Annotated in this window: 16 protein-coding genes; 8 read left to right on the forward strand and 8 right to left on the reverse strand. The window is 36.8% G+C overall.

Annotation, left to right across the window (positions count from 1 at the left end):
* Window position 1: 1 nt before the first annotated feature.
* The 4 genes from aceR to OSH00_RS06930 all read left to right on the forward strand — a co-directional run bounded on the left by aceR (window position 2) and on the right by OSH00_RS06930 (window position 4,178).
* Window positions 2–892 (forward strand): HTH-type transcriptional regulator AceR, encoded by an 891-nt coding sequence (gene aceR, locus OSH00_RS06915; RefSeq protein ID WP_196075481.1) that lies wholly within the window; start codon window positions 2–4, stop codon window positions 890–892.
* 88 nt (window positions 893–980) lie between these two features.
* Window positions 981–1,970, forward strand: coding sequence for a transaldolase (gene tal, locus OSH00_RS06920; RefSeq protein ID WP_266129810.1), 990 nt, complete (start codon window positions 981–983; stop codon window positions 1,968–1,970).
* A 115-nt stretch (window positions 1,971–2,085) separates the two neighbouring features.
* Window positions 2,086–2,739 (forward strand): leucine efflux protein LeuE, encoded by a 654-nt coding sequence (gene leuE / locus OSH00_RS06925; RefSeq protein ID WP_266129811.1) that lies wholly within the window; start codon window positions 2,086–2,088, stop codon window positions 2,737–2,739.
* Window positions 2,740–3,005: 266 nt separating this feature from the next.
* The gene (locus OSH00_RS06930; RefSeq protein ID WP_266129812.1) at window positions 3,006–4,178 is read left to right on the forward strand and encodes a benzoate/H(+) symporter BenE family transporter; all 1,173 of its coding nucleotides are present in this window, start codon (window positions 3,006–3,008) and stop codon (window positions 4,176–4,178) included.
* A gap of 410 nt (window positions 4,179–4,588) precedes the next feature.
* Here OSH00_RS06930 and map read toward each other — a convergent pair whose 3' ends face one another.
* Window positions 4,589–5,383 carry a type I methionyl aminopeptidase gene (map, locus tag OSH00_RS06935; RefSeq protein WP_266129813.1) on the reverse strand — a complete coding sequence of 265 codons (795 nt, stop codon included), beginning with the start codon at window positions 5,381–5,383 and terminating at the stop codon, window positions 4,589–4,591.
* Window positions 5,384–5,720: 337 nt separating this feature from the next.
* Here map and brnQ point away from each other — a divergent pair, with 337 nt between their 5' ends.
* A complete protein-coding gene (gene brnQ, locus OSH00_RS06940) occupies window positions 5,721–7,013 on the forward strand; it encodes a branched-chain amino acid transport system II carrier protein (RefSeq protein WP_266129814.1) in 1,293 nt (430 codons plus the stop codon).
* A 641-nt stretch (window positions 7,014–7,654) separates the two neighbouring features.
* Window positions 7,655–7,891, forward strand: a complete 237-nt coding sequence (locus tag OSH00_RS06945) for a hypothetical protein (protein ID WP_196076277.1) — start codon at window positions 7,655–7,657, stop codon at window positions 7,889–7,891.
* A gap of 41 nt (window positions 7,892–7,932) precedes the next feature.
* Here the strand turns inward: OSH00_RS06945 and OSH00_RS06950 are convergent, their stop codons facing one another.
* Window positions 7,933–8,391, reverse strand: coding sequence for a hypothetical protein (locus tag OSH00_RS06950; protein ID WP_266129815.1), 459 nt, complete (start codon window positions 8,389–8,391; stop codon window positions 7,933–7,935).
* A gap of 119 nt (window positions 8,392–8,510) precedes the next feature.
* Here OSH00_RS06950 and OSH00_RS06955 point away from each other — a divergent pair, with 119 nt between their 5' ends.
* The gene (locus OSH00_RS06955) at window positions 8,511–9,377 is read left to right on the forward strand and encodes an alpha/beta hydrolase family protein (protein WP_266129856.1); all 867 of its coding nucleotides are present in this window, start codon (window positions 8,511–8,513) and stop codon (window positions 9,375–9,377) included.
* A 121-nt stretch (window positions 9,378–9,498) separates the two neighbouring features.
* Here the strand turns inward: OSH00_RS06955 and OSH00_RS06960 are convergent, their stop codons facing one another.
* On the reverse strand, window positions 9,499–11,040 hold the full coding sequence (locus OSH00_RS06960) for a TerC family protein (RefSeq protein ID WP_266129816.1): 1,542 nt from the start codon (window positions 11,038–11,040) through the stop codon (window positions 9,499–9,501).
* 950 nt (window positions 11,041–11,990) lie between these two features.
* Here OSH00_RS06960 and OSH00_RS06965 point away from each other — a divergent pair.
* Window positions 11,991–12,455 (forward strand): MarR family winged helix-turn-helix transcriptional regulator, encoded by a 465-nt coding sequence (locus tag OSH00_RS06965; protein WP_266129817.1) that lies wholly within the window; start codon window positions 11,991–11,993, stop codon window positions 12,453–12,455.
* Window positions 12,456–12,463: 8 nt separating this feature from the next.
* Here OSH00_RS06965 and OSH00_RS06970 read toward each other — a convergent pair whose 3' ends face one another.
* The 5 genes from OSH00_RS06970 to ftsY all read right to left on the reverse strand — a co-directional run bounded on the left by OSH00_RS06970 (window position 12,464) and on the right by ftsY (window position 19,064).
* Window positions 12,464–13,129, reverse strand: a complete 666-nt coding sequence (locus OSH00_RS06970) for an SOS response-associated peptidase (RefSeq protein WP_266129818.1) — start codon at window positions 13,127–13,129, stop codon at window positions 12,464–12,466.
* 108 nt (window positions 13,130–13,237) lie between these two features.
* Window positions 13,238–13,858 carry a 2OG-Fe(II) oxygenase gene (locus tag OSH00_RS06975; RefSeq protein WP_266129819.1) on the reverse strand — a complete coding sequence of 207 codons (621 nt, stop codon included), beginning with the start codon at window positions 13,856–13,858 and terminating at the stop codon, window positions 13,238–13,240.
* A 169-nt stretch (window positions 13,859–14,027) separates the two neighbouring features.
* Window positions 14,028–16,190, reverse strand: coding sequence for a malate synthase G (locus OSH00_RS06980; RefSeq protein ID WP_266129820.1), 2,163 nt, complete (start codon window positions 16,188–16,190; stop codon window positions 14,028–14,030).
* Between the two features lie 574 nt (window positions 16,191–16,764).
* Window positions 16,765–17,361 (reverse strand): nitroreductase family protein, encoded by a 597-nt coding sequence (locus OSH00_RS06985; protein ID WP_266129857.1) that lies wholly within the window; start codon window positions 17,359–17,361, stop codon window positions 16,765–16,767.
* A gap of 593 nt (window positions 17,362–17,954) precedes the next feature.
* The gene (ftsY, locus tag OSH00_RS06990; protein ID WP_266129821.1) at window positions 17,955–19,064 is read right to left on the reverse strand and encodes a signal recognition particle-docking protein FtsY; all 1,110 of its coding nucleotides are present in this window, start codon (window positions 19,062–19,064) and stop codon (window positions 17,955–17,957) included.
* Window positions 19,065–19,144 lie beyond the last annotated feature (80 nt).

The following is a 19,144-nucleotide window of genomic DNA, read 5'->3' on the forward strand; positions in this document are numbered from 1 at the left end:
CATGAATATCAATCAAGAACAGTTGGTGATTTTTAAAACAGTTATAGAAACAGGGTCTTTTTCTGCTGCCTCAAGACAGCTTGGAAAAGTACCCTCTGCGGTCAGCATGTCTATTGCCAATTTAGAAATTGATTTAAATCTCAAATTATTTAAACGGGTCGGGCGTGAGCCTATACCAACGCCACAGGCACAACTTTTATATGAAAAAACAGAACAACTGCTCATCGAAATGAATCAATGGAAACAACAAGCCATTGCCCTCAGTGAAGGTTTGGAATCGTCACTGAATATAGTGGTGGTTTCAGAGTTGGTACATACCGATTGGACCGAATATATCGCATTGCTTGCCCAACAGTTTCCAAGTTTACAGATCAACATTTTTTCGGCACCACAAGAAGATGCTCTTAAAATGCTCATGAATCAGACAGCACAATTGGCATTGATGTTTGAACGTGAGATGCTAGAAAGCCGCGAACAATTTGTTGAGTTAAAAAAAGAAGCTTTAGTGCCAGTTTCTGCAATCAATCACCCACTATCAGCCCACTCAAAAGTGAGTTTTGAACAAATATTGCAATCCAGACAGATTGTCGTTGCCAGCCGAGACCGCACAATTAAACCAGAGCTACTCTATTCTAAAAACTACTGGCGTACCGACAATCACCACTCGGCATGTTCACTCATTTTAAAGGAATTAGGCTGGGGAGTACTTCCCTTGGAAATGTTTAATGAAAACCCAGAACTAAAACATAAGTTAAAAATATTAGATTTACTCGATTTCACGCCAAAATTTGAATATTTTGTTGATTTGGTTTGGAGCCGTGAAAGTAATTTAGGTTCGGCTGCTCGTTTTTTGATTAATCACATTCGAAATCAAAGAATTCATACAAAATAATATGTCTTTCAGTACATTTTCCTATTTTGCTGAAATCGCATTGTGTTATAACTAAATCACAAATATTTTAACTAAGAAATAACCGGTAATGACTCAATCTGCATTAGACCAATTAAAACGCTTAACCACTATTGTTGCTGATACAGGTGATTTAAATGCTATTCAACAATTTCGCCCATTAGATGCAACAACAAATCCTTCACTGATTACAGCAGCAGCTCAACAGCCTGAAAGTCGTACCTTGATTGAAGATGCTTATACACAAGCTAAACAAGAAGGCTATGTACTTGATGAACTGGTAGAACGCACCATTGATATTCTGACAGTGAAACTGGGTGTAGAGATTTTAAATCTTGTTGAAGGACGAGTTTCAACTGAAGTTGATGCTGCGCTTTCCTACAATACCGAAGAAACGATTGCTAAAGCCAAAGAACTGTTAGCACTGTATCAAGCCTACGGAATCAATCAAGATCGAATTTTGATTAAAATTGCATCGACTTGGGAAGGTATTCAGGCAGCAAAAGCACTGGAAGCAGAAGGGATTCATTGTAACCTGACTTTATTATTCGGTTTACATCAAGCCAAAGCATGTGCCGATGCCAAAGTCACCCTGATCTCTCCTTTTGTTGGGCGTATCCTAGACTGGTATAAAAAAGCTGAAAATGTTGAAAGCTATCCGATTGAAAAAGATCCAGGTGTACTCTCTGTCAAACAGATTTATCATTACTACAAACAGCACCAAATTAAAACAGAAGTTATGGGAGCAAGTTTCCGTAGTGTAGACCAAGTTCTAGGACTGGCAGGTTGTGATTTACTTACTGTTGCTCCTGCACTTCTTGAGAAATTGGAAGATGATCAACGTACTGTAAGCACCCAGTTAAATCCTGACCATGCACCAACACACCAAGATCATCCGCATCAGGAAATTTCTAAAGCTGAATTTAAGCAGCAACTAGAAGCAGACTTGATGGCATTCCAATTGTTGCAAAGTGGAATCGATGGCTTTATTAAAGCCCGTGAACAATTGGCTTTATTATTACGCCAATCTTTTGGACTTGAAGCCGATTTTATTGATTAAATTTCAACCATGTGATGTGCTTTAAATGCACTAAAGTGGCTCACATTCTAAAGCCGAGTTTGCTATCATAAACACTCGGCTTTTTTATTCGCTTTTCTTAACCTGTGAGAATATTGTGTTTGGTATTACGGATGTCGTGACATATATATTAGGGACAATTTTTATCGTCATTCTCCCGGGTCCAAACTCACTTTATGTGATGTCTATTGCATCAAGATTTGGCATTAAAACAGGTTATATTGGTGCTTTGGGTGTTTTTACAGGTGATTTAATCCTGATCCTTTGTACGGTATTGGGTGCTGCATCCTTATTACATGCTTTTCCTTGGTTATTTGTAATACTTAAAGTGGTGGGGGCGACTTATTTGTCCTACCTCGGGATTCGATTATTGATCGCCAGTGTTAAAACCTGGCGTAGTACACCACAGACAATTCAATCAGACTCTCCTCAATCAACTACGACTGAACAGTTTCATCCTTTTCGTACAGCATTGACGATTAGTTTGTTAAACCCGAAAGCCATTTTATTTTATTTATCTTTTTTTGTTCAATTTGTTGATCCCGATTATCCTTATCCTGCATTAAGTTTTGCTGCACTTTCTATAATTTTACAAATCATTAGCATGAGTTACTTAACCATTTTAATTTTTTCTGGAGTAAAACTCGCAGCATTCTTTAATACACGTTATAAAGTTGCAGCGGGATGTGTAGCAGCGGTAGGGTTATTGTTTTGCGCTTTTGGTATAAAGCTTGCAGTTTCAACCATGTAAAAGCAGGAAAGAAATGGGGTAAACTCTAATTCAATGTTTTATTGAAGTTAAAATATTCCAATTTAAGCGCCCAAGTCAGGATCAAGCAATTCTCATGGATACAATCGCTTGATCGCAAAAAGCTTGAATTATCCAACAATGATAATAAATTCAATTTTTCTATTTGCTTTTGATATTAAATACTAATTAACGCTGTCAGCTTTAAAATGATCCATGTATGATGGATGCATTTTCAACCATTCAATCAAATTTAAAAGCAAGGGATCATGCAAAAGCTTCTCCAAGACTTCTCAGTACCTGCTGTATTCGCAGGCTTTATAACTTTTCTTATTGGTATCAGTGTTTCAGCTGTTTTGGTGATTCAAGCTGCTCAATTACTTGGTGCAAATCCAGCACAAATTACCTCATGGTTTTGGGCATTAGGTCTCGGTATTGGTCTTTCAGGCTTAATTCTGTCTTGGAAATTCAAATATCCCGTTGCAACCTCATGGTCGACTGCTGCACTCGCATTAATCATTGCAACAGCAAGTGGTTATTCACTTTATGAAGCCATCGGCGCTTTTTTGGTATCAGGTTTGCTTACAGCAGTTCTTGGGTTTTCAGGTATTTTTGCAAAAATAATCAATTATATTCCACAGAGTTTGACCAGTGCCATGTTGGCAGGGGTATTGCTAAAATTTGGAATCGCCTTATTTGCCAGTATGCAAAATGACTGGGCATTTATCCTCAGTTTATTGGCAGTCTATGTGATTACAAAACGTTTATGGGCACGTTACTGTATCGTGATTACTGTAATTGCAGGAATCATCATCTGTCCTTTCTTTATGGAGTTTCATGTTCCAGTAATGCATTGGGGATTGGCAAAACCTGTATGGATGGCGCCTGAATTCACATGGTCTGCAATTTTGGGACTGGCGCTACCGTTATTTGTGATCAATATGGCATCTCAATACTTACCTGGGATTGCCATGATTAAAAGTTATGGCTATCAACCACATGTCAATCAGTTGATTGGTTGGACAGGTACGGCTCAAACGCTGCTCTCTCCTTTTGGTTGTTATACCGTGAATATTGCAGCAATTAGTGCGGCAGTAAGTCTTGATGATCAGGTCCATCCTGATCCATCTAAACGCTACATTGCAGGTATGAGCTGTGGATTTTTCTATATTTTAATGGGGCTATTTGCAGCTACATTAACAAGTTTATTGATGTCTTTTCCACACTTATTTATCGTTGCTTTGGCGGGTATCGCATTGTTTGGCACCATCAGCCACAACATTGCGATTGCATTTCATGAAGTCAAGGACCGTGAGGCGGCATTACTGACCTTTCTATTTAGTGCCTCTGGGATACAGTTCTTTGGGATTGGTTCTGCATTTTGGGGATTATTATTTGGTTTTGCCGTTTCACTGATTTTAAATTTCGGCGTCAGAAAATAACTGCTCACGATAAGATGAGTGCTTGACTTACCTTATCCAAACTTCAGTTGAATAGATGCATTCATGCTTCTATTGTTTCAAACAATACAGCGCCACAATATGTTTAAAAAGCTGTTGAATTTAAAATTTATACGATAGAGAAAGGCAATTTTAAATAAAAAAAAGCTTATCCTAGGATGGATAAGCTTGAAACTTGTAACAACAATAGAAACTTCAAGAGAATCTGCGGCAGATTATAATGACCAATTAACACGCAAACCAATATATAAAAAAACTAACTCAATAATTTTTTACGCTAGAATAAAATTAAACAGTTCACAACTGTAAAAATTAACGTTGAAAACATCTCATTTTTTTTAATATAAAAATTTATAACAGGCGTCAAACCTGCCAAACATTAGACCAAAGTTTTAGATTTCAGGATAATGACCTGTACCTTCAGGCCAAGGTGTTAACAGTTCAAATCCTGTTTCCGTCACAGCAACCATATGTTCCCACTGGGCAGATAAAGATTTATCTGCGGTCACAACAGTCCAGCCATCTTTTAATTCTTTTACACTGGCTTTACCGGCATTAATCATAGGTTCAATGGTAAATACCATACCTTGTTTCAATACAAGCCCCTGTCCTGGTTTTCCATAATGCAGCACATTAGGCTGTTCGTGATAAATTTTGCCAATTCCATGACCACAATATTCACGAACAATACTATAACCTTCACCTTGACCAACAGTTTGGATGGCGTGACCAATATCACCAAGTGTTGCACCTGGTCTTACGGCATGTATGCCTGCAACCATCGCCTTATATGTAGTTTCTACTAGCTTTTTAGATTCAGGCTTGACAGTACCCACATAATACATACGGCTGGTATCGCCAAAATAACCATCTTTAATGATTGCAACATCAATATTGATAATATCACCATCATTTAAAACAGTATTCTTGGATGGAATACCATGGCATACCACTTCGTTCGGTGAAATACAGGTGGTTTTTGTATAACCATAGTATCCCACATTCGCCGGTATAACCTTGAGGGTATTCACAATATAATCATTACAGATATCATCCAAATATTCAGTTGTTACGCCTGGCTTAACATATGCACCAATCATTTCTAAAACTTGAGCCGCTAGACGCCCTGACACTCTGAGTTTTTCAAGGTCTTGTTCAGTTTTGATGGTGACTGTGGAAGCTTTCATTGGATCTGTCCGCAAAAGTGAATTGATATTATATGCTTTTTCAATTGCTTTAGGGCTTTTTCTTGTAGAGGATATAACTTAAAAATGTGGAGTGGTACTCGTAATGATTAAAATGAGTATTAAACCGCGATGATTTGCTTTTTAAGCACATAAAATTTTCTATAAAAATGTCTTATTCGAATTTAACCAAATTAAGAGCTGAATCATCCACATAAATATAACTCATATGGTTAATTGGTTAAAATTTATAAAAAACAGGAATATTATCCATAAAATAAAATACAAAAAATGTCGCATTTCCACTAAAATCGCTGTTTTGCGTTTTTAACCACACTTTATGACTAATCTCCGTACCAAGGATATTATTGCTTTAGGGTTCATGACTTTTGCCTTATTTATTGGGGCAGGCAATATTATCTTTCCACCCATTGTCGCTCAACAAGCAGGTGAACATGTATGGCTGGCAGCATTAGGTTTTCTAATCACCGCTGTAGGCTTACCTGTAATCACCATTATGGCACTTTCAAAAACTGAAGGTTCTATTGCCATTTTAAGTTCTCCTTTAGGCAAAGTTGCAAGCTTAATTCTGACCGTCGTATGCTACTTATCAGTCGGTCCACTTTTTGCAACGCCACGTACTGCCACAGTTTCGTATGAAATTGGTTTTTCATCATACTTTGGTACAGGTGGTACGCCGCTATTTATTTATAGCGTGATTTACTTTGCTTTTGTAACATTAGTGTCTCTTTATCCAAACAAACTTTTGGATACCGTAGGTCATATTCTTGCTCCACTTAAGATTATTGCACTGGCAATTCTTGGTATTGCAGCCTTTATCATCCCGACGGGTTCAATTTCTCCTGCCATAAATAATTATGCAACCAGCCCTGTTTCTGAAGGCTTTGTAAATGGTTATCTAACCATGGACACTTTAGGTGCATTGGTGTTTGGTATCGTGATTATCCACGCCATTCATTCTCGTGGTGTCACTGATAAAAAACTGGTAACTAAATATGCCATTATTGCAAGTTTAATTTCTGGTGTCGGTTTAACACTGGTTTATATCAGCTTATTTAAACTGGGTTTAGGCAGTCATGATGCAGCACCCAATGCAGCAAACGGTGCAGTGATTTTGCATGCCTATGTTCAGCATGCTTTTGGCGATCTTGGCTCATTATTTCTTACTGCTTTAATTTTTATTGCCTGTATGGTCACTGCAATTGGATTAACCTGTGCATGTGCAGAATACTTCTCCGAACTGACTAAAATTCCTTATAAAGTTTTAGTGATCATTTTAGTTTTATTCTCTTTGGTCATTTCAAATTTAGGTTTGACTAAACTGATTGCATTCTCTGTACCTGTCCTCAGTGCAATTTACCCACCCGCTATTGTGGTTATTCTATTGAGCTTCTTTTGGAGCAAATTTAATCATCCTGCAACAGTAATTGCACCAGTAACTGGCGTTGCATTTTTATTTGGAATTATTGAAGGTATTAAAGTCACGGAATTTAAAGATAGTTTACCCTTAGTGATCCAAAACTTGCCTTTAAATGAACAAAACCTTGCTTGGCTTATTCCATCATTGATTGTTTTAATTGTTTGTGTCGTTATCGATAAAGTTAAGAAATAAAGCGTCTTAACCATCGTCATTAAAATTTGATTTTACCCAAATCCAATTTTAACTGTGATCAATAATTGTCATGTTTACCCAACAGACTGTTATTGTTTGCGACACAACTCAAAACGAATTCAATACTTGCCATCCCATTATTCTTGATTGCTGTAAACTACATTTACACTTTACATCCTGAACATGATTTTCTAAATTAGTTAGACAACAAGAATTTTACCTATATATGATATGCAGGATTACAACCTGCTCAAAATTCAACCACAAATCACAGCAATTTACAATTTACTACAATTAAAATCTGTTTTTTACCCATGATCATAATTTTTTATAAAACTTGCATAAATATTGCATAATTTTCATCGACTTTAGTCAAAATTCTCTTGCACATATTATAAGTTGCTGTATTTTAATTTGATAACCAATTCACACTTATTCAACATTAACTACACTATTTAAGAAAAAAATCACTTATATTTTCATTTTTTATAAAATAAGTCATATTTGTAATAAATATGTCATAATTATTTTGAATAATAGAAGTATTTGCTCTTGAAATAATTATTAAATATGGTACAACTGAATAAACCAATCCAGACTAAAACAATTAGGTTTTTGTCGAGCAGACAGGAGGGATGGAGATGTTATCATTACATTTCAACAAGCAAGTCTTCATTAATTCTTTGAAGGCAAACACAAAACTAGTCACATATTTGAGTACAACGATTGCCCTTTTGGCTACCCTGCTCATCCACGGACTTATTCAGGACAATTTAAAACCTGAATATTTTGCCTATGCATTAGCTGTATCTGCGGCTTTTTATATTTGGGATGTTGTAGATCATAAGTCGCGAAAACTCGCAAAAATCACTGAATGAAAGATGGATGCCAAGCATCCATCTTCATGTATAACAAAAAATTAAAATAATCCTTTGATCATCCCTAAAAGTAATACTCCTGTTGCAAAAATCTCTCCGATCACCAATAAAATCATTGCTAAACGAAGTAACGTTTTCGGTAAATGTATATTGCCTAGTTGATGGGGCTGCTTAAATTGATTCGTCGTATCTTTGAGCCAGCCATGTAAAACATAACTTGCTATAGAAAAACTAAAAAAAAATAAATTCACCATGACACAGAGTAAATTAATTATTTCCTGAAAACTCGAGCAGTACGCCATTACCGCCAAAATTAAGCTTGCAGGTGCATAAAGCAAGCTACTGCGATGTGCTATATCGACATAATAGTGTGCTCTGCCAAGTTCTGAACGGCTAATCTGGACGTACTTCCAAACACCAGTAAGCATTCCTACCCACAAATAGATTCCACTAAAAATCACTGCAAGCTTGACTGACAAGCTGAGATTAACGACTTCCATTTAAACCCTCTATATTTCCTTTTCATTATATACACCTGACTAGATAGTCATATTTTAAACAAGTTTCTTTTTGGAACTTATGTAAAGTAGGTGCTAAGAATCATCTATGGACTGTTATGATGACAATATATGAGAATTTAACCATTTGCTGTGCGGATAGCTATAGCTTAAGTGCACGTTTTTACCCGGCAAAACAACCAACCCACGATTTACCGATTTTGGTTTGTCCAGCAACAGGTATTACACAAGGTTTTTATCATCATTTTATCGAATGGCTGACTCAGCAAGGTGCTGATGTTATGGTCTTTGATTTCCGCGGTATTGGTGACTCGTTGCACGGACCATTGAATCAGTCCAAAGCCAGTATTCAAGATTGGGGGCAGCTAGATATTCCTGCTGCTATTGAATCGCTTTTAAACAAGACCGGTAAAAGTCAACTAACACTCATTGGCCATAGTGCAGGCGGTCAATTGCTCGGTATTGTTCCAAACTATAAGAAAGTCGCACAGGTTATTTCAGTATCTGGTTCTACAGGTCATGTAAAAGGTCTTAAAGGTCGCACTAAACGCTTAGCACCTGTCATGTTTAACTTGGTCTTTCCGATTTCAAATCTCATCAAAGGTTACGGTGCAACTAAAATGTTGGGTATGGGAGAGAATCTACCGCAAAAAGTAGCAAAGCAATGGGCAGAATTCTGTAGTCAACCTGGTTATGTAATGAATGCCGTGGGTAAAACCGTATTTGAAGATTATCATCAAGAGATTGAGTGTCCTATTACCTCCTATTGGTCTTCAGATGATGAGATTGCAACCTCAACCAACGTAAAAGACCTACTTCGCCTTTATCCTAAAGCTGCAACAGATATGATCGAGCTTAACCCACAACAACATGGTCATAAAATGATTGGGCATATGCTGATGTTTAAAAAAAGCCATCAAAATCTTTGGCCAATCATGACGCAGAAAATATTTAATCCAACACTTTAGTTTCCAGCACTTAAATACGTAATCCTGTTTAAGTGCTCTTTTTATTCAAAAAAAATGCCTCATGACTGAGGCATTTTTCTCAAGGATGAATCATTTAAATCAATCTAGGCACTGACACTGATTATGAAAACTGCTCTGGACGGGTAATTTTTACCGTTTTGATTCGATTCTCATCCATTTCTATGACTTCAAACCATATTCCTTCATGTTCAATTTGCGTCCCCAAATGTGCATCACCTTGCGTTTTATCCAGAATTAAGCCAGCTACACTAAAATAGCCAGAATCTTCTTGAACGAGATCAAGCATTCCTAACTCTAACTCAAGCTGATACAAGTCAAGCATACCCGATGCCTTCCAAGTGGTTTCATCGACTTTAATCAGTTCCAACTGTTCATCGGCATCTGGAAACTCACCGGCGATGGCTTCAAACACGTCAAGTGGAGAAATCAAACCTTGAATATTTCCAAACTCATTGCTGACTAAAACCAGTGAACCCTTGGATGTTCTAAGAGTATGAATTGCATCAATAACCTTCATTTTTTCAAAAATAAAGATTGGTCGATTACGTTTCAATAAAGTTTGTAATTGTTCTGGTTCATCCAGAACATCAATAAGCTCTTTGGCGCGAACAACGGTCACCACTTTGTCCAATTGTCCACGACAAACAGGAAATAAACTATGGGGTACAGCTAAAATTTGCTGACGAATACTTTCAGCATCGTCATCAAGATTGATCCATGAAATCTGTGATCTAGGCGTCATAATCGATGCCACTGAGCGTTCAGCAAGAGTAAGTACTCCACCCACCATATAGCGCTCTTCATCACCAAACGCTTTCTGCGCAGCTAAGGCTTCAGGACTTTGTAGTAAATCAGCATCTAATTTACTTCCCATCAACTTTAAAATTGAATCTGCTGTACGATGACGCAATGGAGTTTTGGCTTGATGTTTCTCTGCATTACGGCTTGAGAATTGATTAAATGCCTCAATTAAAATCGCAACACCAATACCTGAATAGATGTAGCCTTTAGGAATATGGAAACCAAAGCCTTCTGCAATTAAACTGACACCAATCAATAGAAGGAAGCTCAGACAGAGAATAACAACTGTAGGATGTTTGTTTACAAACGACGTCAATGGTTTAGAGGCAATTAACATCACAATTACTGCGATAGTAACCGCAGCCATCATGACATATATATTGTCAACCATTCCTATGGCGGTGATTACTGAGTCTAGAGAAAATACTGCATCTAATACAATGATTTGAGCAACAACCGCCCAGAAACTCGCATATACAGCAGCACCTGAACTTTTTACCTCAGGCTTCCCTTCCATTTTTTCATGTAATTCAGTCACTGCTTTATAAACAAGGAAAAGACCACCAAATAATAAAATCAGGTCTCTTCCTGAAAATGAAAATCCTGCAAATGCAATCAGTGGTTTTGTCAAAGTGACCAACCAAGATATGATTGACAATAAGCCTAAACGCATAATCAAGGCTAAAGAAAGACCAATAACACGTGCTTTATCACGTTGTTCAGGAGGAAGTTTATCTGCAAGAATGGCAATAAATACGAGGTTATCAATACCCAGTACAATTTCTAAAACGATGAGGGTTAACAGACCAACCCAAATTCCAGGGTCTAATAAAAATTCCATTATTAGATCTCCTGTTTATTCTTATAACTATATAAATTGGAGAAACACGAACTAAACCTACACGGCGACGGATCCATGAATGAGACCTTTTCAACTAAATTAATTTTATTATGCACAATATCGAAGACTTGTAATTATTTTTCATTAAATTTTTACATTTATTTAATCTTTAGATATTCCGCATTTTTTCAAAGCTTCATCTCCTCGTCAAACATTCCCTTTATTGACCATAAACAGTTGGACAACTCAAGAATATAGCCGCAGATTGCGATAAATTTTACTGATTTTTTATCTATTGATTTTATTGAATTTTTTATATCAAAAAATTGATATATTATGCATTTATATAAAATAAGTGTGAAAATAATAAAGTACAAGCAACAATATTTTTTATAAAGTCAACTTGGTTTTTTTTATTTTTCAGATATAATAACAATTGATGTTAATTTGCTTAACAAATAAACCTATTTTGTGGCAAAACATTGTTGAAATTTATGGCTTGAATCACGGAAAGAAGTGATGAACAAAGTTCATTAAGTTTGTTCTTTATACTGAGGCTAAATCAATCTTTCATTTTGATCATCAAAGATTAAAAGGGGTATCTTTCAATTTGAGTATTTTTTTTAAGACAAACTCATTAATTTAGTTTTTTTAAATAATTTACAATGTATTTTAGAGATTGAAAGACATGAAAGTACTGATCTGCAATTGCATGAAGAAGCAACTTTTTTTCCCTATATGATGTTGTTATCTATTCATATAAAAACAGTTTTTCTATGTATTTATGGAATAGTTTAACTTAAGTTAATTTTCCAGATGGATCTATTTTTCGTCGATTTTTCTTGTTTTTTAGCTTTAAGTTTGACACACATATTGATTCAGATATTCGAAATAAAATATTATTAGTGCTTAACATATGGCAATAATTACAAAAAAACAGGGACATTCAGATGACTAAAAAATATTCAAAATTTCTGCCTTCTGCAGAAAATTTTAATATTGAAAACTTTCCTTATTATTGGATTACACAGGTCCATGCTCAGTATGTCTTGAACTTAGACCAAGTCCTCAAAAAATATGGGGTTGATAATTCACGTCGACGTTTATTGGTTTCACTAGAAGCCAAACCCGATGCCAGTGTATCTGAGCTTTCCGAAATGATTGTCTCTAAAATGTCGACAACCACAAAAATTGTCTATCGTTTAAAAGAAGAAGGACTTGTAGACACGTATTCTTGCAAAAAAGATAAACGGATTACACGCGTCTGTTTAACTGAAGAAGGTAAACAAATAACCCAAAAAATCAATGATTTAATGGGTGTTATTTTAGAACAATCCTTCGAAGGGCTGACCCCACTTCAAATTGAAAAAACCATAGAGAACTTAAAAATTATTTTTAAAAATCTCTCGCATTGATGTTGAAATTATTCCCCAAACATACTTAACTGTGGAGAGTTAATGTCATTACGTTGTTTAGGACAATAAAAGCATTCAAACTCCTCCACGGGAAACCCCTCTATAAAACTCGAAATATCAGGTTGTTTTAAGTTGAGCCACTCATCCAATCTATGATGTGGGATTACGACTACAGAACGCTTATCCGTTCGTGGTTCATGAAACTCACTCATCATGGGATGAAAATGGGCATCCATGCTGATCATTGTTGCTGACCGAATAACTTCACCATTTTTTAACCGTGCAATTTCATATAATGCCGCAATATAAAATGCCTGCCCATCCCTTCTTCTCACTCCCCAACGCTGTGGCTTTCCGTTGATATATTTTGATTCGTAAAACACTGTAACAGGAATCACCCCGAATTGGCACTTGCTGAAAGCTTCTGTAAAACTACGTTTTTCAATCAAGGTTTCATTACGAGCATTATAGGTATGCTTGCCGGCTTCTTTATCTTCTGCCCATTTCGGAATCAATCCAAAATTGACCAAACGCCATTCAAGCCCTGTTTGGGCGTTAAAAAGTAACGGCATTTCAAAACTAGGGAACACTTCTTCTTGATAGGTAAATGAAAAGTCGGGCAAGCCAAGTTGTTTAACTTGTAGAGCTGTGATCGGTTTAAAATTAGCACACATAAAAATATGATGATGGGTTGGTCACATTCATGCTCAGGGTTTTATAAATGTGATCCAACTCAATACTCCTGGTATATTTAGAATTAACCGAAGTCTACCTGAAATAGCTTATCCAAAGATTTTTTTAACTTTTGCGCTTAAACCATGGAAAAATTTATGTTTCGCATTGGCTTTTTCACTGGTTAAAAAGTTGATTTGAATCGATTGACGCTGGCCTTCATAAGGAATATAGCCATGCCAACCATTATCAGTGACTTTAAATGCAACCAGAGAACCTGGGCCTGCCCCAATCTCTGCAACATAGTTATTGATATCTTTGTCGTCATTTAAAATACGTAAACGACCATTTGGTGCATCCCATGATTCATTCAAATAAATCAAAATGGTCAACAGTTTGCTTTTAGAATCACTATGAATACGTCCATCTTTTTGACGAGAATAACCACGTAAGGTAATCATCATCGGATGCTCCATTACATTGACATCAAATTTATCTGTCAGAATTTGACGAAACTCTGGCGTATCCAGGGATTTTAAAAAGCGATCAAAATTAGGTTTAATTTCAACATCTTCGATGTTGAAGCTGCCACCCTGTTCAATTTTTGGAAAATCCTTGATTACTGCTTGAACTTCATTATCTGCCAATGCATTTTCAACCACAAAGAATGGATAAGGTTTCGTTATCACTTCAGCATCTTTCAGCGCATCTAATTTCAGAATTGATGTCATTTATAATTCAACATAATAATTAACTCTTTTAAATTGTAGCAGAGTTTTCGTATTGTTGGCTTTCAGCTAAAACAAATTTTCTGGTCTTTAAACTGTCTTTTTTAACCCTTTAAAAGTAATAAAGCCTCCGAAGAGGCTTTATGTTTAAATTAAAATCTACAGTGTAAAATTAATCACCTGTATAACCTTTTAATTTCAAACGGTATGCGTGCAATAATGGTTCAGTGTAACCTGAAGGTTGCTCACCGCCTTTGAAGACTAAATCGTAAGCAGCTTTATAGGCATAACCATCAAAGCTTGGTGCCATGTTGGTATATTCCGGATCGTTGGCATTTTGCTCATCCACAATTTTTGCCATACGCTGCATAACTTCTTCAACTTGTTGTGGAGTAACGATACCATGACGTAACCAGTTAGCAACATGCTGAGATGAAATACGTAAAGTTGCGCGATCTTCCATCAAACCGACATTATTAATATCCGGCACTTTAGAACAACCTACACCCAAGTCGACCCAACGTACAACATAACCCAAAATACCTTGAAGATTGTTTTCAAGCTCTTTGGTTTTCTCTTCTTCAGACCAGTTTGTATCAGTCGCCAACGGAGGAGTAAGCAAATCATCCAATGGCAAAGCTTCAGTCTTCAATAACTCTTGCTGACGCGCTGAAACGTTGCACTGATGATAATGAATCGCATGAATCACTGCACCCGATGGAGAAGGAACCCAAGCACAGCTTGCGCCAGCTTCAGGATGCTCGATCTTGGTTTTGTACATGTCTAAAAGCATATCTGGTTTTGGCCACATGCCTTTACCAATTTGTGCTTTGCCACGTAGACCAGCTTGAAGACCGACCATCACGTTACGATTTTCATATGCCGGGAACCAAATTTGCGATTTTACTTCACCTTTACGAACAAATGGCCCTGCTTCCATGAATGTATGGATTTCATCACCTGTACGGTCCATAAAGCCTGTATTAATGAAAATCGTACGGTCTTTTGCTTGAGCGATACAGTTTTTCAAGTTTACAGATGTACGGCGTTCCTCATCCATAATTCCGATTTTCAAGGTTTTTGCTGGTAAACCCAATGCTTGTTCAGCGCGTTCAAATAATTCAACAGCGAAAGCAACTTCTTCTGGACCATGCATTTTTGGTTTAACAATATACATAGAACCTTTACGAGAGTTCTTGTTTTCGTTTTGACCTTTAATGTCTGCAAAAGAAAGCAATGGCGTGATCAAAGCATCCATAATACCTTCGTAAATTTCAGCACCATCCACAAGGATTGCTGGATTAGTCATTAAATGACCTACATTACGAAGCAACATCAATGAACGACCATGGAGAGTTGTTTCGCCACCGATTAGATTTTTATGGCTGCGGTCCTTGTTTAATTTACGAGTAACGGTTTTACCATTTTTCTCGATAGACTCTTCAAGCGTACCCTTCATCAAGCCTAACCAATTACGGTAGCCTTCAACTTTTTCTTCCGCATCTACAGCAGCAATCGAATCTTCCAAATCCTGAATCGTTGTTACAGCAGCTTCCAATACAAGATCTTTAACACCAGCTGCATCCGTTTTACCAATCGGACTATTTGCATCAATTTCAATAATGACATGTAAACCATTATTAAGCAGTACGATTTCAACAGGTGCAGCTTCTTCACCATTGAAACCAACAAATTGTGCTTCTTTTGCTAAAGTGGTGGTTGAACCATCTTTTAAGGTGACCACTAATTTTTTATCTTCAACTGCATATCGAGTTGCATCTGCATGTGAGCCATTCGCAAGCGGGAATGTTTCATTTAAGAAGTTCTTTGCAAAAGCAATAACTTTGTCGCCACGTAAAGGATTATAGCCTTTACCTTTTTCTGCGCCACCCTCTTCAGAGATAACGTCAAAACCGTAAAGTGCATCGTATAGAGATCCCCAACGTGCATTTGCTGCATTTAGGCAGTAACGTGCATTACGCACAGGTACAACCAACTGTGCACCAGCCAATAATGCGATTTCTTCATCTACATTTTCTGTGCTGATTTGGAAATCCTCTACTTCTGGTAATAAGTAGCCAATTTCTTTTAGGAAAGCTTTATAAGCTTCAAGTTCAAATTTATTGTTGCGGTGCCATTCATCAATTTTAGCCTGAATCTCGTCACGCTTTGCTAAAAGCGCCTTATTCTTTGGGCTAAGATCGACAACAACTTGCTCAAAGTTTTTCCAGTATGTTTCACTGTCCAAACCAGAACCTGGTAGTGCTTCATTTTCGATGAAATCGTAAAGTTCTTTAGCAATCGCTAACTTGCCTTTTTGAATACGTGCAGTCATTGTCTTTCCTGATATTGCTACTTTTTATAACAAGAGTTTCTAGTATACCGATTTAAACCATACTGAATAGTATTATCACATTCCTAAATAGTGATCATTTCAATTAAAATAAATGCAAACATTAACTTAAAAAATAACGATCAGAAATCCGACAATATCATCAATTTGAATGGCTATTTACAGTGTATAAAGTTTTTAAAATGTCTAAATTAGACCAAAGTGCTGAATCTACGCTAATTTACTCATTTTTAAATACACTTTTTTTCCTTGAGCAAAGATTAAGCCACGAATAAAGCCCAATGTCGATAAAGTAAAGTGATAATTCTATGTAAAGAATTGTTCGAAATATTCTAACTTTGATTGATAGTTCAGTATTTAGACTTAAAACATGACCGATTGCATGCTAAGCAATGATTAAAATTAATTGAATGAGCTTTATGATTGACTTTATTGTTTTGAAAATCGAGGAAATAAAAACCTGCTAAAGATTGGTCTCTTCAGCAGGTTGGATGGGATTAAACAGGATCTGAATCGATGCAACATTCATCCAACATAGATTCAATCTCGTTTAACCTTAATTAAATGTTTTGAAACGCGCAGCATCTTCAATAAATGCTTTTTCACCAGCCGGCGTTTCAATTGAACCAAATACCAATTGTGCACGAAGTTTCCAATCAGCAGGAATTTCAAATGTTTCTGCGACTTCTTCATCAACGATTGGGTTGTAATGCTGTAAAGATGCACCAATACCCGCTTCAGACAAAGCCGTCCAAGTTGCAAACTGGGCAATTGCAGTCGAATGCTCAGCCCAAACTGGGAAGTTGTCTGCGTAAAGTGGGAACTGCTCTTGCAATCCTTTCACTACGCTTAAATCTTCGTAAAATAGTACTGAACCTGCGCCAGCAATAAAGCTGTTAATTTTACCTGCTGTGCCTTCAAATGCTTCAGCAGGAACAATTTTACGTAAAGTTTCTAAAACTATGGTCCAAAATTTTACGTGTGAATCACCAAATAAAATAACTGCACGAGAAGATTGTGAGTTAAATGCAGATGGACTGTGTTTTACTGCATCTTTGATGATTTCTTCGACTTTTGCTTGGTCTAAGCTGATATCTTTACCCAATGCATAAATTGTACGACGATGTTTGATTTGATCTAAAAATGACATGATGGTAATCCTTCTTTGGCACTATATGCCGTTTTCTTTAACATAGACAGAGTTTATTGCATGATTTTGACTGTTTCCATGCATAAATACATAACAATGTGTTCTATATTTAGAACAATATTGAAAATAGCGACATTTATTAGCATTCAAAAACAAGATCAGGGATTAACAGAATTCTCTTTGATCTAGCTACATTTGTGCGTTATCTCAATTAACTTAAAAACCATTTACAGCAACACTTTACTTTTATCATCAGTATCCTCCTCTCTCAGTTGATGCTCACTGCCGGAATTTAAAAAATTACAACGATGATGGTTTTATGCTTGTTAAATCAATCAAAATGCAGAGCTTAGCCCTCTTCCAAAATACATTTGGCGGTCAATTCACTTGGAACAGCAATTGATTTGATTATTACTGATGGAACCATACCAAGCTCTAGAGTTACTCCTGATTCAACCGAGCTATAAATTGCAGGTATGGATAAAGCTATTTATACTGAGCCGAGCATTTTCAATATCTTTTATTTTGTAAAAGATATACATAATAAAAAACTCCGCATTTGGCGGAGTTTTTTTGGCGCTTAATAACGTTTAAGATTATTTATCCGTTTCAAAAAGTGCAGCAACAAATGATTTAGCAGAGAATGGACGCAGGTCATCAATTTTTTCACCAACACCAATAAAACGAATTGGTACATGTGTGCGGCTGGCAATATTAAATAACACCCCACCTTTTGCAGTACCATCCAATTTAGTGATCGTTAAACCAGTAAGACCTACAGCTTCATCAAACATTTCAACTTGATTAATGGCATTTTGCCCAGTACCCGCGTCTACAACCAGCATCACCTCGTGTGGTGCTGTGGCATCAATTTTCTGCATCACGCGTTTTACTTTGGTAAGCTCAGACATCAAGTTACTTTTGTTGTGCAAACGTCCAGCAGTATCTGCGATAAGTACATCCACACCCTTGGCACGCGCACTTTCAAAAGCATCAAAAATCACAGAGGCGCTATCTGCACCATGACCTTGAGCAACAACAGCAATATTATTACGCTCACCCCAGATCTGAAGTTGTTCAGTTGCTGCTGCACGGAATGTATCACCTGCTGCAAGCATGACCTTTTTGCCTTCACCCTGTAAACGTTTTGCCAACTTACCAATAGTGGTTGTTTTACCAACACCGTTTACCCCTACCACTAAAATCACAAATGGATTTTTATTTGGATCGATATGTAACGGTTTTACACGTGGTGCCAGTAATGTGACCAACTCTTCTTGCAAAGCTTTATACAGTGAATGCGAATAGATCAAATCTCCACGTTCAGTACGCTCGGTTAAATTCGCAATAATGGTCTTTGTCGCTTCAACACCAATATCAGCGACTAAAAGCTGTTCTTCAACTTCTTCAAGCAATTCATCATCAATCTCTTTCCCGCCAATCAGAATGTTAACCATCCCATCAGCGAAGCTTTTACGTGATTTTGACAAACCTTCTTTCATACGACTGAAAAAACCGCTTTTGGCTTTTTCTTCAGTCGCCTCAATCTGTTGTTCTTGACTATCGGCTTGAGTAGATTCCGTTTTCGGTGTTTCTACTTTATTATTTTCAATAATAGGCACATTGACGGCTGGTAAACTAGGTAATGTGACATCGTCATCCCCGATATCCGCATCAATCAAGAATTTATTTTGCTGTTCTTGCATGCCGATTCCTTGAAAAGCATAGCGTTAAAAACAATGAGTTTAACATAAATTGAAACATTTTTAGCGTTAAAGCAGCGATA

The sequence above is a fragment of the Acinetobacter nematophilus genome (assembly GCF_026344175.1).
GTDB lineage: Bacteria > Pseudomonadota > Gammaproteobacteria > Pseudomonadales > Moraxellaceae > Acinetobacter > Acinetobacter nematophilus.